This is a genomic window from Curtobacterium sp. MCLR17_044 (assembly GCF_003234435.1).
Classification (GTDB): Bacteria; Actinomycetota; Actinomycetes; order Actinomycetales; family Microbacteriaceae; genus Curtobacterium; species Curtobacterium flaccumfaciens.
The window spans coordinates 34,683-56,558 of sequence record NZ_QKTC01000019.1 but is presented as its reverse complement, the minus strand read 5'-3'; the positions used below and the strand labels follow the sequence as shown (position 1 = coordinate 56,558).

At 64.5% G+C, this 21,876-nt stretch carries 23 protein-coding genes; 11 read left to right on the top strand and 12 right to left on the bottom strand.

Features of this window, described 5'->3' with window-relative positions:
• Positions 1-3: 3 nt before the first annotated feature.
• From DEJ04_RS14215 to DEJ04_RS14210, 3 genes are all read right to left on the bottom strand, one after another.
• A complete protein-coding gene (locus DEJ04_RS14215; protein WP_146248724.1) occupies positions 4-615 on the bottom strand; it encodes a hypothetical protein in 612 nt (203 codons plus the stop codon).
• 196 nt (positions 616-811) lie between these two features.
• Positions 812-1,183, bottom strand: coding sequence for a hypothetical protein (locus DEJ04_RS18245; RefSeq protein WP_146248723.1), 372 nt, complete (start codon positions 1,181-1,183; stop codon positions 812-814).
• 11 nt (positions 1,184-1,194) lie between these two features.
• Positions 1,195-2,232, bottom strand: coding sequence for a class I SAM-dependent methyltransferase (locus DEJ04_RS14210; protein WP_181437831.1), 1,038 nt, complete (start codon positions 2,230-2,232; stop codon positions 1,195-1,197).
• A gap of 412 nt (positions 2,233-2,644) precedes the next feature.
• Between DEJ04_RS14210 and DEJ04_RS14205 the strand changes: the two genes are divergently transcribed.
• From DEJ04_RS14205 to DEJ04_RS14195, 3 genes are all read left to right on the top strand, one after another.
• A complete protein-coding gene (locus DEJ04_RS14205; RefSeq protein WP_146248722.1) occupies positions 2,645-3,154 on the top strand; it encodes a hypothetical protein in 510 nt (169 codons plus the stop codon).
• A gap of 51 nt (positions 3,155-3,205) precedes the next feature.
• Complete coding sequence (locus DEJ04_RS14200; RefSeq protein ID WP_146248721.1) at positions 3,206-3,673, top strand: DUF4262 domain-containing protein; 468 nt, start codon at positions 3,206-3,208, stop codon at positions 3,671-3,673.
• A 144-nt stretch (positions 3,674-3,817) separates the two neighbouring features.
• Positions 3,818-5,224, top strand: coding sequence for a family 20 glycosylhydrolase (locus tag DEJ04_RS14195; protein WP_146248720.1), 1,407 nt, complete (start codon positions 3,818-3,820; stop codon positions 5,222-5,224).
• A gap of 56 nt (positions 5,225-5,280) precedes the next feature.
• Here the strand turns inward: DEJ04_RS14195 and DEJ04_RS14190 are convergent, their stop codons facing one another.
• Positions 5,281-6,222 (bottom strand): LysR family transcriptional regulator, encoded by a 942-nt coding sequence (locus DEJ04_RS14190; RefSeq protein WP_111047500.1) that lies wholly within the window; start codon positions 6,220-6,222, stop codon positions 5,281-5,283.
• Between the two features lie 119 nt (positions 6,223-6,341).
• Here DEJ04_RS14190 and DEJ04_RS14185 point away from each other — a divergent pair, with 119 nt between their 5' ends.
• Positions 6,342-7,298 (top strand): putative oxygenase MesX, encoded by a 957-nt coding sequence (locus DEJ04_RS14185; protein WP_111047499.1) that lies wholly within the window; start codon positions 6,342-6,344, stop codon positions 7,296-7,298.
• 37 nt (positions 7,299-7,335) lie between these two features.
• The gene (locus DEJ04_RS14180; protein ID WP_111047498.1) at positions 7,336-8,385 is read left to right on the top strand and encodes a methionine synthase; all 1,050 of its coding nucleotides are present in this window, start codon (positions 7,336-7,338) and stop codon (positions 8,383-8,385) included.
• A 187-nt stretch (positions 8,386-8,572) separates the two neighbouring features.
• On the opposite strand, the gene DEJ04_RS14175 is transcribed toward DEJ04_RS14180, so the two are convergent.
• Genes DEJ04_RS14175 through DEJ04_RS14165 form a run of 3 tightly spaced genes read right to left on the bottom strand, consistent with a single transcriptional unit; the run spans position 8,573 to position 9,499 of the window.
• Positions 8,573-8,983: a DUF1648 domain-containing protein gene (locus DEJ04_RS14175; RefSeq protein WP_146248540.1), complete on the bottom strand. Its 411-nt coding sequence runs from the start codon at positions 8,981-8,983 to the stop codon at positions 8,573-8,575.
• 37 nt (positions 8,984-9,020) lie between these two features.
• Positions 9,021-9,266 (bottom strand): PLD nuclease N-terminal domain-containing protein, encoded by a 246-nt coding sequence (locus DEJ04_RS14170; protein WP_111047532.1) that lies wholly within the window; start codon positions 9,264-9,266, stop codon positions 9,021-9,023.
• Positions 9,267-9,295: 29 nt separating this feature from the next.
• The gene (locus tag DEJ04_RS14165) at positions 9,296-9,499 is read right to left on the bottom strand and encodes a hypothetical protein (RefSeq protein ID WP_111047496.1); all 204 of its coding nucleotides are present in this window, start codon (positions 9,497-9,499) and stop codon (positions 9,296-9,298) included.
• A gap of 254 nt (positions 9,500-9,753) precedes the next feature.
• Between DEJ04_RS14165 and DEJ04_RS14160 the strand changes: the two genes are divergently transcribed.
• From DEJ04_RS14160 to DEJ04_RS14150, 3 genes are all read left to right on the top strand, one after another.
• Positions 9,754-10,179 (top strand): hypothetical protein, encoded by a 426-nt coding sequence (locus tag DEJ04_RS14160; RefSeq protein WP_111047495.1) that lies wholly within the window; start codon positions 9,754-9,756, stop codon positions 10,177-10,179.
• Positions 10,180-10,594: 415 nt separating this feature from the next.
• Positions 10,595-11,830, top strand: coding sequence for an acyl-CoA dehydrogenase family protein (locus DEJ04_RS14155; protein WP_111047494.1), 1,236 nt, complete (start codon positions 10,595-10,597; stop codon positions 11,828-11,830).
• A 226-nt stretch (positions 11,831-12,056) separates the two neighbouring features.
• A complete protein-coding gene (locus tag DEJ04_RS14150; protein ID WP_181437830.1) occupies positions 12,057-12,929 on the top strand; it encodes a carboxypeptidase-like regulatory domain-containing protein in 873 nt (290 codons plus the stop codon).
• 164 nt (positions 12,930-13,093) lie between these two features.
• Here the strand turns inward: DEJ04_RS14150 and DEJ04_RS14145 are convergent, their stop codons facing one another.
• Positions 13,094-13,324, bottom strand: a complete 231-nt coding sequence (locus tag DEJ04_RS14145) for a hypothetical protein (protein ID WP_146248719.1) — start codon at positions 13,322-13,324, stop codon at positions 13,094-13,096.
• 270 nt (positions 13,325-13,594) lie between these two features.
• On the opposite strand from DEJ04_RS14145, the gene DEJ04_RS14140 reads away from it, so the two are divergent.
• Together DEJ04_RS14140 and DEJ04_RS14135 are read left to right on the top strand one after the other, a co-directional pair.
• Entirely contained in the window at positions 13,595-14,611 is a 1,017-nt protein-coding gene (locus DEJ04_RS14140; protein WP_146248718.1) for a hypothetical protein, read from the top strand.
• Positions 14,612-14,615: 4 nt separating this feature from the next.
• Positions 14,616-16,160 (top strand): DUF262 domain-containing protein, encoded by a 1,545-nt coding sequence (locus DEJ04_RS14135; RefSeq protein WP_111047490.1) that lies wholly within the window; start codon positions 14,616-14,618, stop codon positions 16,158-16,160.
• A gap of 165 nt (positions 16,161-16,325) precedes the next feature.
• Here the strand turns inward: DEJ04_RS14135 and nrdF are convergent, their stop codons facing one another.
• The 4 genes from nrdF to nrdH all read right to left on the bottom strand — a co-directional run bounded on the left by nrdF (position 16,326) and on the right by nrdH (position 20,275).
• Positions 16,326-17,300, bottom strand: a complete 975-nt coding sequence (gene nrdF, locus DEJ04_RS14130; RefSeq protein ID WP_017886894.1) for a class 1b ribonucleoside-diphosphate reductase subunit beta — start codon at positions 17,298-17,300, stop codon at positions 16,326-16,328.
• A gap of 90 nt (positions 17,301-17,390) precedes the next feature.
• Positions 17,391-19,496, bottom strand: coding sequence for a class 1b ribonucleoside-diphosphate reductase subunit alpha (nrdE, locus tag DEJ04_RS14125; RefSeq protein WP_110864196.1), 2,106 nt, complete (start codon positions 19,494-19,496; stop codon positions 17,391-17,393).
• A gap of 17 nt (positions 19,497-19,513) precedes the next feature.
• Positions 19,514-19,930: a class Ib ribonucleoside-diphosphate reductase assembly flavoprotein NrdI gene (gene nrdI, locus DEJ04_RS14120; RefSeq protein WP_027465945.1), complete on the bottom strand. Its 417-nt coding sequence runs from the start codon at positions 19,928-19,930 to the stop codon at positions 19,514-19,516.
• A gap of 111 nt (positions 19,931-20,041) precedes the next feature.
• Positions 20,042-20,275: a glutaredoxin-like protein NrdH gene (gene nrdH, locus DEJ04_RS14115; RefSeq protein WP_017886897.1), complete on the bottom strand. Its 234-nt coding sequence runs from the start codon at positions 20,273-20,275 to the stop codon at positions 20,042-20,044.
• 355 nt (positions 20,276-20,630) lie between these two features.
• Here nrdH and DEJ04_RS14110 point away from each other — a divergent pair, with 355 nt between their 5' ends.
• The gene (locus DEJ04_RS14110) at positions 20,631-21,836 is read left to right on the top strand and encodes an MFS transporter (RefSeq protein ID WP_071405882.1); all 1,206 of its coding nucleotides are present in this window, start codon (positions 20,631-20,633) and stop codon (positions 21,834-21,836) included.
• Positions 21,837-21,876 lie beyond the last annotated feature (40 nt).

The window sequence follows — 21,876 nt, the reverse complement described above, 5'->3', positions numbered from 1 at the left end:
TCATCACCAAGACCAGACCGCATGGCCTGTCGACTCGAACGCGGCATAGCTGGAAAGCATGACCAGCTGGAACGGGAGGAGCTTCCCCGGCAGCAGTGCCCAGAACGCGAAATGCAGACATACGCCCAAGACGGCACCGAAGAAGAACGTGGCGGGAGTCAGAAGCATGAGTGGAAGCAGGACCTCGAGCCCAGCAGCGATGCGGCTACCCCATCTGAACGCCCAGCGAACTCCTATCCTTGCGAGGAACGGCTCGGGGGGCCTCACACCGAACAAGAACTCGTGGACTCCGGCGCGGGGGCCTTCCACGCTAAATCCCAGTAGTGCGACGCGAAGCGCTTCCCCGGACAGGTACCCCGGCGACTTGAACTTGATGTACGCGCTGTTCCAGTACACCGGAGTCACCACAGCCACCAAGGAGACAGCCCCGACGAAAGCCTCACTCTGGCCTGCGATCCCGGACCAGATCGACGCTTCGAACAGCGCGGCCCAGAGACAACAGATGAAGAGCAACTGCGTGTGGAACTTCTTATCGAGAACGATCTCGTGGAAGAGGGTCAACGCGAGGATGACCCACGGGCCGCCTCCGGCGGTGTCCGCAGCGATCAAAGCCAACGACACCCACCTTGCCCAATACCAGATCCGCCAGGCTCGGGGACTCAGCGAAACCTGCACGTGACGCGGGCGTGCAAGTAGCCGCCATTGCGGATAACGATTCGGGCGGTACAAGGACGCACCGCCGTGCAGGCCGTCCCACACGAACTTGAAGGCCACCGCTCCCCACAGAGCAAACGTGAAGAACTTCGTCCCGTCATCCATGCCGGCTGATGATCCTTACACTTCCTTGCACCTCGATCTTCATTTCCCCGCCACGACTGCTGACCATTCGAACCGAGCCAGAAACACGCCGACCCCTATCACGAAGGAAATCGAGCGTTCCGTCGAGGCGCTCTTCCCCGCCGACGAGATCACCGTAGGCGTACTCACGATGTAAACAGACCCGGCCGCCAGAATCGTCATCATGGAGGTCGCATAAGAAAAACGTCACTCCACTGAACATTGGCCAGGTAAGGAACTGCCCGGGCTGATTGCGGAAAGCTTTGACCCAGAGTGTGATGATCCCCACAAACGCCACCGCGACGAGAACGACCAGCCGCAGATCTTGAAACTGCATTCCCGCCACGTCCGATCGCTCTAAGCGTATGAATTCAGTCGATCCGCACGGACCGCGTTATTGGCGGAGGCAACATGCCAACCGATCGTGCCGCCCCACGACTGATCCAAGGCGATTTCCATGTCGCTGAACCATGACCAATCATCGCGCCGCTTCTGCCAGGACGACGTGTGGTATTGATTACCAAAGAGAAACGCAACCGCCTCGTCATTCGCGATCAAGCGTCGCATCTGATACTCACCATCTTCGATCGCGAGTATGTTGGCGACAATCTCATTAAGTGGCCCCTCCCTTCCCGGGAACAATCGTGAGGCAAGTGCCACTTTGGCTCGCCGAACTTCGTCACGGAAGTCACTGAACGCGTGCGGAGTCTGTTGAGCTACATCCCGGGGTGGGTGCTTCGGAGCAATGGCGGGCATCCACTTCGGGATGGAAACGTTCTCGAACTCCTGGGCGGCGCTCCGGGAAGAAAGGTCGAGGCGTTCCTGCAGGTCTGTTCGGCTCACGAAGACGGTGCGATTGATCAGGTGGGGCACGGTCGTGACACGAAATTGTGAGTCTGCCCGACGGACCACCCCTGCGATGGTGCGCCAGTCGTCGGACCACGAAGACGGCCCCGACTGGTCAAGGTGCGGCGGCAATCCCAGGGTGTTGATGGCCAACGCACCACGCTCATCGAGCATGTCCAGCACCTGCTCGAGGAACTGTCCGGTAGTGACAAATTCACACAGTTGAGGCCCGTCGAACAGGTCAACGACGATGTAGTCGTAGCGGCCCTTCCTCGAACGAACGAATTCCGCGGCGTCGAGTACTGAGTACGAAAGAGCAGACCCGGTGATGGCTTCGCAAATCTTCATTGCGTCGGACGAGTAGTCAACGCAGTCGATGTGCGAACTGACTCCAGCCTGCATCAGCCCGAGCGCAACCGCCCCGATCCCTGATCCGAGTATGAGCACTCGCTCGTCCCCCGGAATTGCAGCGAGGACCGGAACGTCGGTCTGAGCCCCGACAAGTGGACGCTCTGTGTTCAACCGCGTTGATGAACTGGAGATGTACATTTTCGGCTCTCGTGAGGATGGGGTCGCGACCGATTGGATGGCGCGACCCCATCGCGCTTGCATTCCTTCCGAACTTGCGTCTGCGCGCAGATCAGAAGGTGTTGTCCTCGCTGAAGTCGTCGTATTCGGTCATGTCATCCACCTCCCTCCACTCGGTAAGACAGTAGAACGCCTAGTCCCCGTCTCCAATGAGGAAACGGAAAGGAATCAAACGGAGGTGGGAAGATCAGCGCACTGGCGGCAGTAGTTGCTGCGTTGACAAGCCGCGTTCAGTAAGCCGACATCGCTCAGCAGACCTCGGTCGCGGTAGCTGACCGCCAGTAGGCGCCAGCGCTGCAGAGCATGCCGAAGCGCAGGCTCCAGTGATTCGGAGATCACCGCGGGTCCCCACTTGCGCCACACTTGCCACGACATGCGCACTCCGTTCCTCCACGCCCGCCGCGGCCTTCGACGCAGCACCTTGGTCATCGGCGTCGCCGTCGTGGCCCTCGTGTCGCTCACGGCCTGTTCTGATCACCCGACGCCGGAGGAGAACGACAAGGCCCACTCCGACTGGATGCAGCGCGTGCAGGCCCGGTGGGCCGGACAACCTGGCGGACTCGGCAGCGGTGCCGGCACCAACGATTCATCCAGCCGACTCTCCCTCGGCACCGACGGAGCCGGAGACCGTGCGCGGATCCGCGTCTCGATCACCTGCCAGGGTGACGAAACCGTGCAGATGGCCGTGTGGGCCGGACGCATCGGTGCGAACGGGTCGGAGACGGGCAAACCGCTCACGTCACGCTCCGTCCACTGCGGACACGACGAGGACCTGTACGTGGTCACGTCGAGCGCGGCGATCACGATCGGCCCGACCGCCGGAGACGGCACCGTCGGCTGGTACGCGGCGGCCTACAGCGATCTCGCTGCTCGCACGCGCTGAGCTCGCGCCACGATCGGCGATCAGACGCCTCTGGCGAGGTACGCTCACCTCGTGAACCGTCCCCACCCTGATCTCGTCGCAGACATGAGAACACTCGTCGATCGGTACGGCTGGGGAATCCAACACGTCCTACCGAACGTCGATACTGACGAAGCACCGTTCTCCTACACGGTCGGGCTCACCGCCCGAGGATGGCCCGAGCTCATCATCACAGGGCTGCCGGCAGACGTCGCGCAACAGTTCATCCGCAACGGAGTCGACGAGCAGCAGGAGCACGGACCGTTCCAGGCGGGCGACCGGACCGAAGAGCTGACGGAGTCAGGCTTCGTTCTGTTCACGGAGGCGGAAGACGTTCACGGCATGACCGTGACGGCGGCCATCGTCGGGTCGTTCACTGCGCTGCAGATGGTGTGGCCCGACTCTCACGGGCGCTTCCCCTGGGATGACGGACATCGCAACCCGAAGAACGCGCAACCGCTCCTCGGAGCAAAGCCATCGGGCGGCAGTCCGCTCGCCTGAAGGGGCGGATACGATCGTGCGCGCATCCTGATCCAGCGAGGGCAACGGGTGTTCGAGGGGGAAAACGTCGTGGTGCGTCAACAGGGGAACGTGGGTCCCGGATCGTCTGCCAGACGCACGCTCGCGGTCGGTCTGGCAATCGCCGTGTCGGCAGCAGCTCTGGTCGGCATCCGTGCAACGGCAGGATCAGCGGACACCGCAGCCTCGGCGGTGACGGTCACGAAGGTCACGAAGGTCACCGCGACCACCACCGTCACCTCGACCGGCAGTGCCGTGCGCACCACCCTCAAGGTCAAGAACACTGCCGCCGTGCGGAAGCCGGCTTCCTCCGCTTGGCTGTACCTGTCCGCCGGCACGAAGAAGTACACGCTCGGCCGGGTCGCGGTGAAGGCACTCGCCGCTGGGTCGAGCGCCTCGGTCACCGCAGTTCGCGGGACACCTTCCCGTGCCGAAGCCGGGAAGTACTCCGTCCTCGCCTGCGTGGGCGCGTACTCCGCGAAGCAGTGCCGCACGTCGACTGCGACCGTCACCACCAAGCCCACGAAGCGCGCGCGCCCGGAGACGGGCGTGATGCTCGACGTCGCGCGCGCCTACTACCCCGTGGCGCTGATCAAGCGGTACATCGACCTCCTCGCCGACGACGGCGGCCGCTTCCTGCACCTGCACCTCACCGATGACCAGAACGTCGGGATCGAGAGCACGGTGCTCGGCCAGACCCTCGCCAACGCTGATCTCGACGACGGCGTGTACACGAGCCGCGTGACCCATCGCCCGTTCCTGAGCGCCGCGCAGGCACGCTCGATCGCCGACTACGCAGCGAAGCGGAGTGTCGCGATCGTGCCCGAGATCGATACTCCGGGCCACATGGCTGCGGCATTCGACCTGCTCGAGGCGGAACACGGCACGAAGTGGGTCGACCGCATCCGTTCGGGCGAGAACGAACTCGACACGTCGGCGCCCGAGAGTCTCGCGCTGGCCAAGAAGCTGTACGCGGAGGTGCAGCAGACCTTCCCCTCCAGCCGAACCGTGCACATCGGCGGCGACGAATGGGGCGACGACGCCACCTCCACCCAACGCGTCGCCTGGATGAACGCGATGGCGGCCACGGTCGGCAACCGCGAGGTCTGGGCCTGGAACGACGGGATCGATCGGGTCGCGGTCGGGCGACTCGATCCGCGCATCCACGTCACGTACTGGAGCTTCGACGGCGACACCGAGGACGCAGCCGAGCGGCGCGAACGGCGAGCACGACGGGCGAGTGCGGTCGACCTGCAGCAGGCCGGGATCGACCTGCTCAACTACAACTCGTACTACCTCTACGAGGTGCCGACCGACCTCGACCCGGCCGACAGCGAGTACACCGTCGCCGACCTCCGCGAGAACTGGTCACTCCGGACGTGGGACGGCGACTCCGGTTCGCTGCTCGCGGCTCCGATGTCGGGCGCCGCCGTCGCGATCTGGGGTGAGGACCTCGAGGACCCGCCATCTGACGCGCTCCTGCGGTGGAGCGCACCGCACGTGACGGCGATGCTCGAGACCGCAGCCTCCTGACGGACGCGTGTCGGGCCTCCAGGCCGATCGCTGGAACCGCCGGACCCGCCGCCTGCCTACCCGAGCGGCTCGACGCCGTAGCTGGTGACCACCGCGCGCAACTCGTCCAGGTACGCCTGCGCCTGCACGGTGAGGGGAACCGAGGAGTGCGCGATCCAGCCGATCTCGATGCGTTCGTCGACGTCGAGCGGGATGGCGACGATCTCGGGGTCGAGGTCGTCGCTGATGAGCCCCGTGGAGATCGTGTACCCACCCAGACCGATCATGAGGTTGAAGATCGTCGCCCGGTCCGAGACACGGATCTCCCGCTTGCTCGACATCGTCGACAGGATCTCCTCGGCCAGGTAGAAGGAGTTGTTCGCACCCTGGTCGAAGGTGAGCCGAGGCAGGTCGACGAGGTCCTCGAGGGTCGCACGCTCCCGTGACGCGAGCGGGTTCCGCTTGGCCACGAAGATGTGGGGCTGCGCGACGAAGAGCGGTGTGAACACGACGCCGGCGTCCCGCAGCAGCTTGCCGAGCACCTGCTTGTTGAAGTCGTTGCGGTAGAGGATGCCCACCTCGCTGCGCAGCGTGCGGACGTCTTCGATGATGTCCCAGGTGCGCGTCTCGCGCAGCGAGAACTCGTACTCGTCCGCAGCCGCTGCTTCGACCATGCGGACGAAGGCCTCCACCGCGAACGAGTAGTGCTGGGCGGACACCCCGAGCAGCCGACGCGACCGCTGGCCGCCGACGTACCGCTGCTCGAGCAGGGAGACCTGCTCGACGACCTGCCGGGCGTACCCGAGGAACTCGACGCCGTCGACGGTGAGCACGACTCCTCTGGCCGAGCGGGTGAACAGCGGGCGCCCGATCCGCGTCTCCAGGTCCTTCATCGCCGCGGACATCGTCGGCTGCGACACGTAGAGCAGGTCGGCCGCTGCGCTGATCGAGCCCTCCGTCGCGACCTCGATGAAGTACCGGAGCTGCTGCAGGGTGATGTCGTTCGAGACCCGGGCCATAGGCCGAGGCTATACCGGTGCATAGGGTCTCGGTATTACCTGATGGCTCGCCATTCCCGTCATGATCGAGGCACCCCTTCCCCAGCGCCCGCGGGCGCTCGACGAACAGATTGCCGACCATGGCGAACGACCTCACCTTCAGCATCACCCGGACCCGGTTCGACGAGGACTACTCCCCCGCCGACAGCTCCCGGCTGACCACGAACTTCGCCAACCTGGCGCGCGGCGAGCACCGTCAGCAGAACCTCCGCGCTGCGCTGGCGATGATCGACGGGCGAGCGAACGAGCTGGCCGCGGCACACGACCGCTACCGTCTGCAGCTCGACATCGTCTCGGTCGCACTGGAGTTCTCCGACGGTGGTTCCGACGCGGAGTTCCCGCTGCTCGAGATGCTCGACGTCACGATCGTCGACGAGCACACCGGCGAGCGCCACCGCGGGATCCTCGGCAACAACTTCTCGTCGTACCTGCGCGACTACGACTTCTCGGTGCTGCTGCCGTCGTCGCCGTCGCTGCCGTCCGACTTCGGCCAGCTGCACGGGGCGCTCTTCCAGCGCTTCCTGGAGTCAGACGTGTTCGGGTCGCAGTTCGGTGCCGAGCCCGTCGTCTGCATCAGCGTCTCGACGAGCCAGACCTACCGCCGGAACGGGTACGTCCACCCGGTGCTCGGCGCCGAGTACGAGCACGAGCACTCCTCGCTCACCGACGACTACTTCGGCCGGATGGGCATGCGGGTCCGGTACTTCCAGCCCGCCGGGGCGGCTGCACCGCTCGCGTTCTACACGCGCGGCGACCTGACCGGCGACTACACGGACCTCCAGCTCATCGGCACGATCGCCACCATGGAGACCTTCCAGAAGATCTACCGCCCGGAGGTCTACGCCGCGAACACCCCGGCCGGCAGCACCTACCGCCCCACCCTCGACCACACCGACTTCACGCCCACCCCGGTGACCTACGACCGTGAGGAACGCAGCCACCTCGGGATCACGCAGGGCCAGTGGACCGAGGAGCACCTGGTGCGGCCGCACCACGCACTCCTCGCCCGGTGGGCTGACCCCGCCCTCGCGCGCTGACTTCCTCTGCCCTTCGACTGACTGGACCGTCACCCCCATGCGTTCTCTCCTCCCCACCTCGATCGTCGGCAGCCTGCCGAAGCCGTCCTGGCTCGCCGAGCCCGAGCGACTCTGGTCCCCCTGGGAGCTGCAAGGAGCAGCACTGACCGAGGGCAAGCAGGACGCCCTCCGGTCCGCCGTGCACGAGCAGGAGCGCCGCGGCATCGACATCGTCAGTGACGGCGAGCAGACCCGCCAGCACTTCGTCACGACGTTCATCGAACACCTGGACGGCGTCGACCTCGACCGCAAGGAGACCGTCCGCATCCGCGACCGGTACGACGCGGCCGTCCCGACCGTCGTCGGCGCCGTGAGCCGTCGGAAGCCGGTCTTCGTCGAGGACGCTGCGTTCCTGCGCGCTCAGACCGATCGCCCCATCAAGTGGGCACTCCCCGGCCCGATGACCATGATCGACACCCTCTCCGACCAGCACTACAAGAGCCGCGAGAAGCTGGCATGGGAGTTCGCCACGATCCTCAACCAAGAGGCACGCGAACTGCAGGATGCCGGCGTCGACATCATCCAGTTCGACGAGCCCGCCTTCACCGTCTTCCACGACGAGGTGCAGGACTGGGGCGTGGCCGCGCTCGAACGCGCAGCCGAGGGCCTGCGCGCCGAGACCGCCGTGCACATCTGTTACGGCTACGGCATCGAAGCGAACAACAAGTGGAAGGAGACGCTCGGCGCGGAGTGGCGGCAGTACGAGCAGTCCTTCCCGCTGCTGCAGCAGTCGTCGATCGACATCGTCTCGCTCGAGTGCATCCACTCCCACGTTCCCCTCGAGCTCGTCGAGCTGATCCGCGGCAAGAAGGTCATGCTCGGCGCGATCGACGTCGCGACCGAGACCGTGGAGACCCCGGAGGAGGTCGCGGAGGTCCTGCGTCGGGCGCTCGAGTTCGTCGATGCAGACAAGCTCATCCCGAGTTCCAACTGCGGGATGGCGCCCCTGGCGCGGGGTGCGGCGCTGGACAAGCTCGGGGCGCTGTCCGCTGGGGCGGACATCGTGCGGGCCGAGCTCGTCGGCACGGCGGTCCCGTCGGCCCACTGATCACCGCGAGACACCACGGCGGCCCTCTTCCGGAAGGAGGAGAGCCGCCGTTCGTGTTGCGTCCGCCGCGTGCGCGGCTTTCGGTCCGGCCTGGAGGCGCGGCTTCCGCCCGGCCGGCTGGTCGCGCTGGTGCTGCCCTCGCCTTTCACTGCCCCTGGACCACGGTCGGTGTCTCAGCGATCCGCGTTCAGTCCCTCGCGGGGGAAAGCAACCAGTACGGGACAAACGCCCACACGGGCGCCGCCGCGAGAAGCCACCAAGCCGTCGGACTCAACGTCGAAGACGCCAATCCCACGATGATCAACCAACTCATCGCGAGCGCCGCAACGAACCCTGCGGTGACCGCACACGAGATGCGACCTCTGCGCCGGTCTCGAGCAAAAGCGGAGCCGACCGCCCCCACGAGGAACGGCGCCTGTACCGCCGCGAGCAGGATCGCGGTTCCCAACGGAGTTCCGTACCCGCTCGGGCTGCCATCCGGGCCGAACGTCGTCGCGATCCGGTCGGGCAACCGATCCCACCAGACGCTGGTGACCGCGACCTCGACCACGACGGGGAACGCAGCAGCGACGGCTGCGAACAAGGCACGCGGATTCATGCTGCGGACAGGGTGCTGATCCGACCGAAAGTTCCCCTCACCGCTGGCCAACGTCGTCACTTCTGGGCTCGATCGACCGTTCGCGGTGCCGAGCGACGAACCACGTCGCCGGCCCGATGATCGGAGCGAACAGGACGACGAGAGTCCATCCGAGCAAACGACGGCCAAAGGTCGACCGAGATCGGATCAGCGAGATGAACGCTGCGAGTGCGAGGAACAGCGCGAAGAGGGATACGGCCATCAGCACGCCGTCGAGCGCTGTTGGAACAAGTGGATTCATCATCTGCTCCTCCTGCCAAGACGCCATTCCGCTCACTCCCAGCGGTTGTATGTGATCGCGCCGTTGCCCTTGGCGCTGAGGCGCTGGATCGAGGAGTAGGTGCTCCACGCAACCGTGCCCCATGGAGTCGGCACACCTCGCTTCACGACGACCTTGCACTTCGCAGTGGCCTGTCCGGCGACGACGGCGCAGGCTGCGCCGATCGAGACGACACGTCCGTAGGACGACTGCTTCATGGAAATTCCCCTCGTTCTCCGGCATCAAAGCCGGCTCTCGCGTCGGCAGCGTTGCCGACAACGAGCAGTCAACTCAGTGATACATCAGATCTGCAACTTCAGAGGTGTTCCGGGCGTGTCGTGGACGCGCGGAGGGCGATCGACCGATCGAGTGGCGCGGCAACGCGGCCCCAGACTCCGAGGCTCGGGTCCACAGCGCCAGCCTGCAGGACGGCGTCTGCGAAGCGTCAGACTCGAGGGCGTTGACTACGTTCATGATCACCAAGGGCGTCATCCACCAGGTCGAGAGTGCGACTGTCCGGGATCGCAACGGCGTATCAGTCGGCAAGGTCGTGCAGGTGTTCCCCTCCGACGAGGACGGCAGTGCGGCCTACGTCTGTGTCGCGACGGGACTGCTCGGGCGACACCAGGCGCTCGTCCCCGCCGACGATGCCACGTTCGACGGCACGGACGTGCACGTCGGGTACACGAAGGACGCGATCAAGGACGCGCCGTCCCTCGGAGCCGGACGTACCCTGTCCCCCGCCGAGGCGAACGCCGTCCGCAAACACTTCGGGCTGTCCCGCACCGGCGCTGCGACCGGAGACATGGGCGACCCCCACGAGAACCTCGATCAGGCTGGGACAGGTCTTGCGGGTGCCGACGACACCGAAGGCGCAGGGACGACCCCGCCGGCCTGAACGTCACCGGAGTGAACGACGCCGAGACCACGGCTTTCGCCCACACCCAGCCAGGCAGTGGCCGGTCCTCTGGCTGGTGCGTGCTCCGTCGTTGATGCGCGCTGCTCTGAGCGTGGCCTACGCGGGTTTCTCGGAAGAGCATGCCCGTCTCCGTCCGACGGGCTCCGCGGCCATCGCACACGCGCAGCACCGCGAAGGCGCTGCTGCGAACCCCACCTCGTCACTGCGCGGTCACGTGTCATGGGAAGTCACCCTCCGACACACATCGACACAACCCTTCTCGCGGGCGTTCGGCGATGTCACAGTCTCGCCATGGCGCACATCTGGTCGAGCTGTCCGCCCACACCGGACGAATCGACACCACCCGGCGCCACACCACGCGACAGGTAGCAACCCAGAGCACGAAGGAGTCCTCGTGACCATCAGCAACCAGACCGCCGACCGCACGATCGACGAGGGCGCCGACGACGAACTCCTCGCCCGTTTCCGTCCGATCTTCGACCGCATCGCTGCCGGCGCCTCCGAGCGCGAACGCGACCACCGCCTCCCGTTCGAGGAGATTCGCGAACTCGCCGCGGCAGGATTCGGCGCCGTCCGCGTCCCCGTCGCCCACGGCGGAGCCGGGGCGACACTGCCCCAGCTGTTCCGCCTGCTTACCGAACTCGCCGCTGCTGACAGCAACATCCCCCAGGCGCTCCGCGGCCACTTCGCACTGGTGGAGGACCGGTTGGTCGCACGGACCGGGGAACGCGAGGGGTGGCTGGACCGCTTCGGCCGTGGTGAGATCGTCGGCAACTCGTGGACCGAGGTCGGGTCAGTGCAGGTCGGCGACGTGATCACGAAGGTGACCCCGCAGCCGGACGGGACGTTCCGGATCACCGGGCAGAAGTACTACTCGACCGGCAGCATCTTCGCCGACTGGATCGACACCTACGCCGAACGCACGGACACCGGCGAGCGGGTCATCGCGATCGTCGACGCGCACCAGCCCGGGGTCACCCACACCGACGACTGGGACGGGTTCGGGCAGCGCACCACCGGCTCCGGCACCAGCACCTTCGACGTCGCCGTCGTGCAGGCCGACGCGGTGATCCCCTTCGACGAGCGGTTCAAGTACCAGACGGCGTTCTACCAGGGCGTGCTGTTGAGCGTCCTCGCCGGGTCCGTCCTCGCAGCCGAGCGGGAGATCGCGCGCGAGGTCCGCAACCGCACCCGCGTCTTCTCCCACGGCAACGCCGACACGTTCGCGGCCGACCCGCAGATCCTCCAGGTCGTCGGCGAGGTGTCGGCGGCCGGGTTCGCCGCCACCGCCATCGTCGACCGGGCCGCCGCAGCCCTGCAGGGTGCGTACGAGGGAGCCAGGCTCGACACAGCCGAGGACGAGCGCCGCAACGACCGCGCCGAACTCGCGACCGCACAGGCGCAGGTCGCGCTGACCACCCTGGCGACGACGGCGACCTCGCATCTGTTCGACGCGCTCGCGGCGTCCGGGGTGAGCACGACGAAGAACCTCGACCGGCACTGGCGGAACGCTCGCACCGCGGGCAGCCACAACCCGTGGGTGTTCAAGGCGCGGGTCATCGGTGACCACGCGGTGAACGGTGCAGAACCGCCGCGCGTCTGGGCGATCGGTGCGACCCGCACCTCGTGACGCCTGTCGAAGCCGAGACGCTTCTGCGTGACCGCTGCTGCGATGTGCCTGCCCGCCCGCCGCCCGCCCGCCGTGCGCGTACAGTCCCTGGCAACGCACGGCTGGCCAACGATCAGGGAACACGATGCGACTGATCACGGGGACGACGCTGGCCGTTGCGCTGGCAGCAGGCGCGCTGATCGGCCTCGCGCCACCAGCGACTGCGGCCGGATCCGGAACGATCACCGTGCAGCTCGCAACGCCGGACGGCACCGCGATCCGGCTGGCGGACGTCGAACTCGCAGCGATCGGCACCGACGTCGTCGTCGGGAACGCCACCACCGACGATGACGGTGCCGCGACCTTCACCGGCATCCCCGCACCGGACACCGTCACGGTGACGACGCGGCAGCTCCCGCCGCACGGAAACGAGACCTACGCCCCCGGACTCCGCTCGGGCATCGCCGTCCGTGGCGGTTCCACAGTCGCGGTCACCGTGCCGCTCGTGATCGGCGCCACCGTGCAGGGCGGTGTGGTCGGCCCGACGGGACCCGCCGCCGGTCGCCTGATGTACGCCTGGAACGAGGACACCTCGCAGGTGTTCCGGACGACCTCGGACAGCACGGGCCAGTACCGGTTCGTCGGGTTGAGCACCGGGAAGTACCGCATCGAGGCCTACGCCAGCGGAACGGCGTCGCCCGCCGTCTGGAAGACCCGGGTGTACCAGCAGCGAGGAACGCTCCCGGCTTCCCGAGTCACCTTGTCACGGCACTACGCACACAGCGACTACGACCTGGTCGTCTACGCGGCCTCGGCGTCCCGCAGCCCGTCGGCGCAGCTGAGTGGTGCGACCGTCACGGTGACGAACGCGACGACCGGAGCATCGTTCTCGACCCGGTTCTCGACGCTGCTCGACAGCGAGCAGACGGCGCAGTTCCAGATCCCCTCCGGGCAGTACGTGGTGGAGCTCCGGACCGTCGCGACGACCACAACGACCGCGCAGGTGCTGTGGCTCGGACGTCCGGGCGGCGTGTACCGGTACGTGACCGACCGAGCGCAGGCCGTGCCGGTGAAGGTCGTGTTCGGCGGTGGCAACTTCTGGGGCGGCGCCCTCGGGTGATCCGGCCCCAGCACCAGCCCCAGCCCAGGGCTGGCCGGACGCGGTTGGCTGCGTGACTGCACGCGGTCACGTGAGCAGCAACGGACAGGAGGCGCGGTGCCAGCTGGCACCGCGCCTCCTGTCCGGCACACGGTCGCGGACACGCGACGGTGGCGCGCCACCTTCTACATGTCGTCGATGAGACGGAGCGTGTAGCCGTCGGGCACCGTCTGGTGTTCGACGTAGTGCATGAACACCGGCGCAGCCTGGTCAGCCGTGAACAGCTCGGCAGGATGCCGAGGCTCGTGCGCAGCCTGCCCGTCGATGGTCTCCGTGAGCGGTTCGGTGAGATCGTGGTCACGGCCGAGGATGTAGAAGCGGTACTCCCCGTCGTCCTCGCGGCGGCGCAGCTCCACGCTCATCTTCTCCGCGGTGCCACCGGCCTGCAGGTACGAACCCCCGTACTGTCCTCAGCGCGTCCCAGTAGCCGGCCCGATCACGGAGCTGGCGCTGTCACACAAGCCAGCAGGTGCAGAGCGCCCGCTCCCGCAGGCCGCCGTCGACATTTGAACGGGCCAAGGCGAACACCGATTGAATGGCGTCGCCGGACCGTACCGGCAGCACTACGAAGATTCGCGAAGCCCCCATCTGCGTTGCGTCCGCAAACGACAGGCTCAGCATCTGGCGTGACTGAATGGCATCAAGGAAAAGTCGATACCTCGATCGACAAGCAACAGCGACTGGCGACGCAGACCGCCCGCATCATAGGACTAGCGCGCGAACCAGTATCCCGACATACTGTGGCTATGCAAGGCGAGGGGGCTCCGGCAGAGGCCGATGCAACGGCGACGTCGGAGACGGAGACGGAGACGGTGAGCACGACAGCACAGATGATCACAGAGCTGCAGCACACTACCGCGCACGACTTCAACGGCGACGCAACCGCTTTCAGGTCATTAATCACTGCCGTCGAGAGCACAATAAACGAGTCCGAGTTCTATCTCCGATTGGCCGAACTTCACCAACAACTCAGCAGCGAACTTGTGCTCGATAAAATTCGCGCGATTGATTCGTGGGCGAGTGGCGACACCGCTTTCAAGCTTGTGCAGAAGTCATGGCCGTCCGTCATCGACAAGCTGTACCGAATCAATATTGAAGAAAACCTCCTAAAGAGCGCCCCTCCGATTGTCCCCACCCTCGACGAGCGCGCTCGTCGAGACGATAAGGGCTCCTTGCAAAGATGGATTACCCCGCTCGTCGCGCACGAGGTTATCGACGATCTGTTCCGCACCAAATTTGTCGTTCCCTTCGTCGATGGGGTCATCGACATCGGCTCAAGGCTAGAATCGATCATCAACGAGCTCGGACTGCGCCGCTTTCGCCGCTACCATGCGAAGGACTCCGGCTATCACGCGCAACACTATTACGTGATTCTGAAGGCGACCGACTTGAACAACACCGAGATAGACGTCGCGGTCGAGATCAAGATCTTAACAAAGATGCAAGACACTCTCGGGGAGCTCACGCATCTACTGTACGAGAAGCAGCGAACAAAGGTGCTACCCACGGAGAAGAAGCGCAAATCTGCTTGGGAGCCCGGCACTCCTCAGTTCAGAGCGACCTATCTCGGGCATAGCGGCCATTTCATAGAATCCGCAATGCTCGACCTCAAAGCTGAAGTGATTCGGCTCGAAACGGACTGAATACATGGACAACCCCGAACCCCGCGCCCAGTACCTCAATGTAGTTCTGCGCCTCATCGAGCGCACCTCCTTGCGAATTCCTCGATTTCAACGACACTTTGTTTGGGGAGAAAAAGAAGTCATAGACTTGATGGGGAGCATCCAGAAGGGGTACCCCATCGGGAGTGTTCTGACCTGGAAAGTCGAAGCCAGTGACGAATACTTCTCTGGCTTCAGAGAACTTCCCTTTCCGCCGGCCGACGAAGCGATGCGAAGCTTTGAAGTCATTCTCGATGGAGCGCAACGACTTTCCTCCCTTTACGGCTGCTTGAAGGATCCCTCTAGCGACCCCGTGTATCGGGTGTTTTACGACCTACGCACAAGACAGTTTCAGCACCGGACAGAGCTTCATCACGTTCAAGCGTGGCACCTACCCATGGATACCCTTTTTGATAGCCGCAAGTTCCTGGCTATACAGAGCGCGATTGCAGACCTCGAAGACGGCGAAGAACTTCTCCCCAGAGCCCTCGACCTCTACAGCACCTTCCAGGACTATCAGGTCCCGATTATCGCGCTTTCGAATGCTGCATTGGAAGATGTCGTCGAGGTCTTCCGAAGAATCAACAGTAGCGGAACTCCACTATCGTCCGTCGACTTCGTGCGAGCGTTGACCTGGCGTTCCAGTTTTGACTTGGAAGAAACCTTCGAGGACTTCGAAGAGCGATACCAGGGAACGCCCCTCGAGGGTCTGACGGAAGATTTCCTGGTTCGATGCTTGTCGATAGCGTCGGAACTATCACTTGACACACGTGATGTAATTCAACTCAAGGCCCTTTCAAATCGAGAGGGCGGCCTCGGAAGCGAGGTTGAATCGATGACAGCTGCATTAGACGAAGTGGCGCAATTTATTGGCCACATCGGAATAGCTGGCGTTCACGAGATTCCTTACGAAATTCAGCGCCTTCTTCTCTTTGCCATGAAGCATGCGGACGTTGACGTCGCTGAGGATGAACTCGAACGGTGGTTTTGGAAATCGACCTTCGCGGAGGAACACCAGGGCAAGCCTGAATCCTATACTTCACGGCTCGTGCGGGAACTCCGTCATGGCAATGTCGCGCCTGCCCTTGAGGTTCGAAAGAGTGTCGACCCGTTACTGTTTGCGGATCGTGTTCGCCGGGCCGGATCAGCTGTCGCATTAGGGTTCGACCTGTTGATGCGAAAGTCAGCCGTGCGCTCTCTCCTTTCCGGTACGGAGATTTCGGGAGCCGAGGCGCTCCATGGCATTCTTTTCAGCAGGCAAGAATTGGAGCTGGCCGGGATGGACGGCGTCAAAAGCCCAAGCTATCTCGCAAATCTCGTTCTTCTATCTAGGGAAGATGCAGCCGAATGGAAGACCCTTCGGTCCACGCATTCGTTATCTGACATCTACGTGCTTGCCGCGACTCGTTATGCTGACGCAGATTTGGTCTGGGAAAACCAAGCCGTCCTCGTAGGACTTGAAGAGGAACCGATCCTTGCTTTGAGGACGCGCTCACAGGCATTACTTGCTCGCGTCGTAAAGTTCGGTTAGCAATTCCGACTCCGTCGCTCTGCGTCTGGCGTAGATCCAGGCACGGCGATGGAGCTTCTTTGACCTGTCAAAGGTCGATCAAGCGGCAGGAACCTGTCACAGAAACGAAAAGGCCCCGCGGTGATTGAAGTCCGCGGGGCCTTTTCGTTTCAATCGATTCGAAACCTAGAAGTCCCAGTCCTCGTCCTCGGTGTTCACGGCCTTGCCGATGACGTACGACGAGCCGGACCCCGAGAAGAAGTCGTGGTTCTCGTCCGCGTTCGGCGACAGGGCGGAGAGGATGGCCGGGTTCACGTCCGTGATGTTCTTCGGGAACATCGGCTCGTAGCCCAGGTTCATCAGCGCCTTGTTGGCGTTGTAGTGCAGGAACTTCTTGACGTCCTCGGTCAGACCGACCTCGTCGTAGAGGTCCTGCGTGTACTGCACCTCGTTCTCGTACATCTCGAACAGCAGCGAGAACGTGTAGTCCTTGAGCTCGTCGCGCTCGGCCTGCGTGAGGGTCTCGAGGCCCTTCTGGTACTTGTACCCGATGTAGTACCCGTGGACGGCTTCGTCACGGATGATCAGGCGGATCAGGTCGGCGGTGTTCGTGAGCTTGGCGCGCGACGACCAGTGCATCGGCAGGTAGAAGCCCGAGTAGAACAGGAACGACTCGAGCAGCGTCGAGGCGACCTTGCGCTTCAGCGGGTTGTCGCCCTGGTAGTAGTCCATCACGATGGACGCCTTCTTCTGCAGGTTCGGGTTCTCCTCGGACCAGCGGAAGGCCTCGTCGATCTCACGCGTCGACGCGAGGGTCGAGAAGATCGACGAGTAGGACTTGGCGTGCACCGACTCCATGAACGCGATGTTCGTGTAGACGGCTTCCTCGTGCGGGGTGATCGCGTCGGGGATGAGCGACACGGCGCCGACGGTGCCCTGGATGGTGTCGAGCAGGGTCAGACCGGTGAACACACGCATGGTCAGGGTCTGCTCGGCCGGCGTCAGCGTGTTCCACGACTGCACGTCGTTCGACAGCGGCACCTTCTCGGGCAGCCAGAAGTTGTTGACGAGACGGTTCCAGACCTCGACGTCCTTGTCGTCCTGGATGCGGTTCCAGTTGATGGCCTGGACCCGATCAATGAGCTTCAGCTTCTCGACCAACGTGTGTTCCTTACAGAGATGGTGACTAAGTGACGGACTGGAGGCGCGGTGCGGGTTGGCACCGCGCCTCCAGGGAGCAGAGCGGCAGCTCTACAGCATGCAGCTGACGCAGCCCTCGACCTCCGTGCCCTCCAGCGCGAGCTGGCGGAGACGGATGTAGTAGATCGTCTTGATGCCCTTGCGCCATGCGTAGATCTGCGCCTTGTTGATGTCACGCGTGGTGGCGGTGTCCTTGAAGAACAGCGTCAGGGACAGGCCCTGGTCCACGTGCTGCGTCGCCGCGGCGTACGTGTCGATGATCTTCTCGGCACCGATCTCGTACGCGTCCTGGTAGTAGTCCAGGTTGTCGTTCGTCATGAACGGCGCCGGGTAGTAGACGCGGCCGAGCTTGCCTTCCTTGCGGATCTCGATCTTCGACGCGATCGGGTGGATCGACGACGTCGAGTGGTTGATGTACGAGATCGAACCGGTCGGCGGGACGGCCTGCAGGTTCTGGTTGTAGATGCCGTGCTCCTGGACGGACGCCTTCAGCGCCTTCCAGTCGTCCTGCGTCGGGATCGTGATGTTCGCGTTGTCGAACAGCGAGGCAACACGAGCGGTCGCGGGGGTCCACGTCTGGTCGGTGTACTTGTCGAAGAACTCACCCGACGCGTACTTCGAGTCGCGGAAGCCGTCGAAGGTCTCGCCGGTCTCGATCGCGATCTTGTTCGACGCACGCAGGGCGTGGAACAGCACCGTGTAGAAGTAGATGTTCGTGAAGTCGATGCCCTCTTCGGAGCCGTAGTAGACGCGCTCACGAGCGAGGTAGCCGTGCAGGTTCATCTGGCCGAGGCCGATGGCGTGCGACTTGTCGTTGCCGTCCTCGACGGAACGCACCGAGGTGATGTGCGACATCTGCGAGACCGAGGTCAAGCCGCGGATGGCGGTCTCGATGGTCTTGCCGAAGTCCGGCGAGTCCATCGTCAGCGCGATGTTCAGCGAGCCGAGGTTGCAGGAGATGTCCTTGCCGATCTCCTTGTAGGACAGGTCCTCGTTGAAGGTCGTCGGGGTGTTGACCTGCAGGATCTCCGAGCACAGGTTGGACATGTTGATCCGACCCTTGATCGGGTTGGCCTTGTTCACCGTGTCCTCGAACACGATGTACGGGTAGCCCGACTCGAACTGGATCTCGGCGATGGTCGTGAAGAAGTCACGCGCCTTGATCTTCGTCTTCTTGATGCGCGAGTCGTCGACCATCGCACGGTAGTTCTCGGAGATCGGGACGTCGCCGAAGGGGACGCCGTAGACCTTCTCGACGTCGTACGGCGAGAACAGGTACATGTCCTCGTTGTTCTTCGCAAGCTCGAACGTGATGTCCGGCACGACGACGCCGAGGGACAGCGTCTTGATGCGGATCTTCTCGTCGGCGTTCTCGCGCTTGGTGTCGAGGAACTTCATGATGTCCGGGTGGTGGGCGCTGAGGTAGACCGCGCCGGCACCCTGACGCGCACCGAGCTGGTTCGCGTAGGAGAAGGAGTCTTCCAGCAGCTTCATCACGGGGATGATGCCCGAGGACTGGTTCTCGATCTGCTTGATCGGGGCGCCGGCCTCGCGGATGTTGGAGAGGAGCAGGGCCACGCCGCCGCCGCGCTTCGAGAGCTGCAGCGAGGAGTTGATGCCGCGCGAGATCGACTCCATGTTGTCCTCGATGCGGAGCAGGAAGCAGGAGACGAGTTCGCCGCGCTGTGCCTTCGCCGTGTTGAGGAACGTCGGGGTCGCGGGCTGGAAGCGGCCGGCGACGATCTCTTCGACCAGGTCGATGGCGAGCTGCTCGTTGCCCTGGGCCAGGCCGAGGGCGGTCATGACGACGCGGTCCTCGAAGCGCTCCAGGTACCGCTTGCCGTCGAACGTCTTGAGCGTGTAGCTCGTGTAGTACTTGAACGCGCCGAGGAACGTCTGGAACCGGAACTTCTTCGAGTACGCCAGGTCGTTGAGTCGCTGGATGAAGTCCAGCGAGTACATGTCGATCGTGGCTTTTTCGTAGTACTCGTTCTCGACCAGGTAGTCGAGCCGCTCCTTCAGGTTGTGGAAGAAGACGGTGTTCTGGTTGACGTGCTGCAGGAAGAACTGCTTGGCGGCCTCACGATCCTTGTCGAACTGGATGTTCCCGTCCGCGTCGTAGAGGTTGAGCATCGCGTTGAGGGAGTGGTAGTCCATCCCCGTCTGCGGCGACGTCAGATCGACGTCTGCAACTGCTGCGTCCAAAATGCATCCAATCCTGAGTTGACCGCCGACACGTCGTCAGGGGTCCCGAAGAGTTCAAATCTGTAGAGAAGGGGGACGTTGCACTTCTGCGCGATGACGTCCCCTGCGAGGCCGTACGCCTCGCCGAAGTTCGTGTTGCCACCCACCACCACGCCGCGGATGAGCGAGCGGTTGTGGGCGTCGTTGAGGAACTTGATGACCTGCTTGGGGACTGCACCCTCGCCGTTGCCGCCACCGTAGGTGGGCAGGACCAGGACGTAGGGCTCGTCGACGTGCAGGAACGGTTCGCTCGGGTAGAGCGGGATCCGGTCCGCGTCGCGGCCGAGCTTCTCGACGAAGCGCGCGGTGTACCCGGACACGCTCGAGAAGTAGACCAATCGGCTCATGGTGCGCTCCTCGTGGAAAGGTGCGGACAGGCGGACCGGACGGGCCAGGAGAGGCGAGTCGCGCCTCCTGAGATGCCCTGCCTGCGGGCCCCTTCGGGGCCCGCAGAACGACTACGCCAGTTCGGCGCTGAGGGTCGCGATCTTGTCGGGGCGGAAGCCCGACCAGTGGTCGTCGTCCGTGACGACGACGGGGGCCTGCATGTAGCCCAGGCTCTTGACGTGCTCGAGCGCTGCTTCGTCCGTGGAGACGTCGTGCACTTCGTATTCGATGCCCTTGTTGTCGAGGGCCCGGTACGTCGCGGTGCACTGGACGCAGGACGGCTTGGTGTAGACGGTGACGGCCATGTTCTCCCCTGGTTCCTACTGGTTTCTGCTGTGCTGTGGAGGTGGTGCTGATGTCTGTCCGCAGTCGTGTCCGGGAGGGGCCGCTGCGATGCCTCCACACTACATCTAGTGGCTAGCCGCAGCACCGACCACTAGAGGAAGTGTTACAGCCATGTAGTTCTCCACAACGTCCTCCACAGTCTGTGGATTCCCGGGAGGCCCGAGTTTCCGCCAGTCTGCGGCCGACCACCGACACTTCCCCACACCGGTGGACAGTCCCGATCCACAGATGTGGAATCAACGCCTCGGCGTGTCGCGAACCACCCCTCCCCAGGACGGGGGACACCCCCGTCCGGCCGGTCCGTACACTCGTCTCGTGAGTACGTACGGGCCCCTCCTGAAGACCCCTGGCGTGGGTCGTGTCATCGCCGCACAGCTCACCGCACGGTTCCCGTTCGGCATGCTGTCGCTGGCCTACCTGCTGCACGTCGAGCACGTGTTCGACTCCTACGGCGCGGCCGGTCTGGTGCTCGCGACGACGAGCATCGGGCAGGCGCTGGCCGGCCCGCTGACGAGCCGGTGGATGGGCAGCTGGGGCATGCGCCCCGTCCTCATCCTGACGAGCATCGTCGCGCTGATCAGCATGGTGGTCATCGCGTTCGTGGTCATGCCGCTGTGGGGCTACGTGGTGGTCGGGTTCCTCGGCGGCCTGGCGGTCCCGCCCGTGCAGCCGGCGGTGCGCACCATCTACCCGAAGATGGTGACGTCGGCGCAGCTCACACCCCTCTTCTCCCTCGACGCCAGCGCGCAGGAGCTCATCTGGGTCGCCGGCCCGGTCATCACCACCTTCGTCGCCACCCAGGTCGGCACGGTCGAGGCGATCGTCGTCGCGATGGTCTTCCTGGTCGTCGGCGGCGCGTGGTTCATCGCCTCCCCCGAGCTCGGCCGCGTCCGCATCCCCCGTTCCAAGCGCGCCTTCGGTGTCGTGCTGAAGCGCCCTGCAGTCGTCGTCGCCACCCTGACCGGTCTGCTGCTGATCGGGGCCTGCGCCGCGGTCGAGGCGAGCGTCACCAGCGTCTTCGGCGAGGGCAGCCCGAACGCCGGCATCGTCCTCGCGGTGTTCGCGGTCGGTTCGCTCGCCGGCGGTCTGGCGTTCGGCCATCGGCCGATCTCCCGCAACACCCTGTGGACGCGCATGGCCGTCGTCTTCGTCGGCCTCACCCTGGCCCTCGGTGGCACGGGCTTCTGGTGGCTCTGCCTCGCCCTGGTCATCGCGGGTGTGGGCATCGCGCCGGCCCTCGCGGTGATGTTCGGTTCGGTCTCCGCCACCGTCAAGTTCTCCGACACGGCCGAGGCCTACGGCTGGATGGGCACCGGCCAGCTGATCGGTGCCGCCGGCGGTTCGGCGATCGCCGGCTTCCTGATCGACGGCAGCGGCCCCGTCGGCGGCTTCACCGTCGGCGCTGTGATGGCCGGCCTGGGCGTGCTGCTCCCCCTGGCGATGCGCAGCTGGCTGCCCGACCTGCGCGGCCGTGACGCAAGCCCCCTCCCCGACACCGAGCCGGTGCACCTGCCGACTTGAGCGGGCGGCGGCGGGTGTCGGTGGGCGCGCGGCGGCGGGC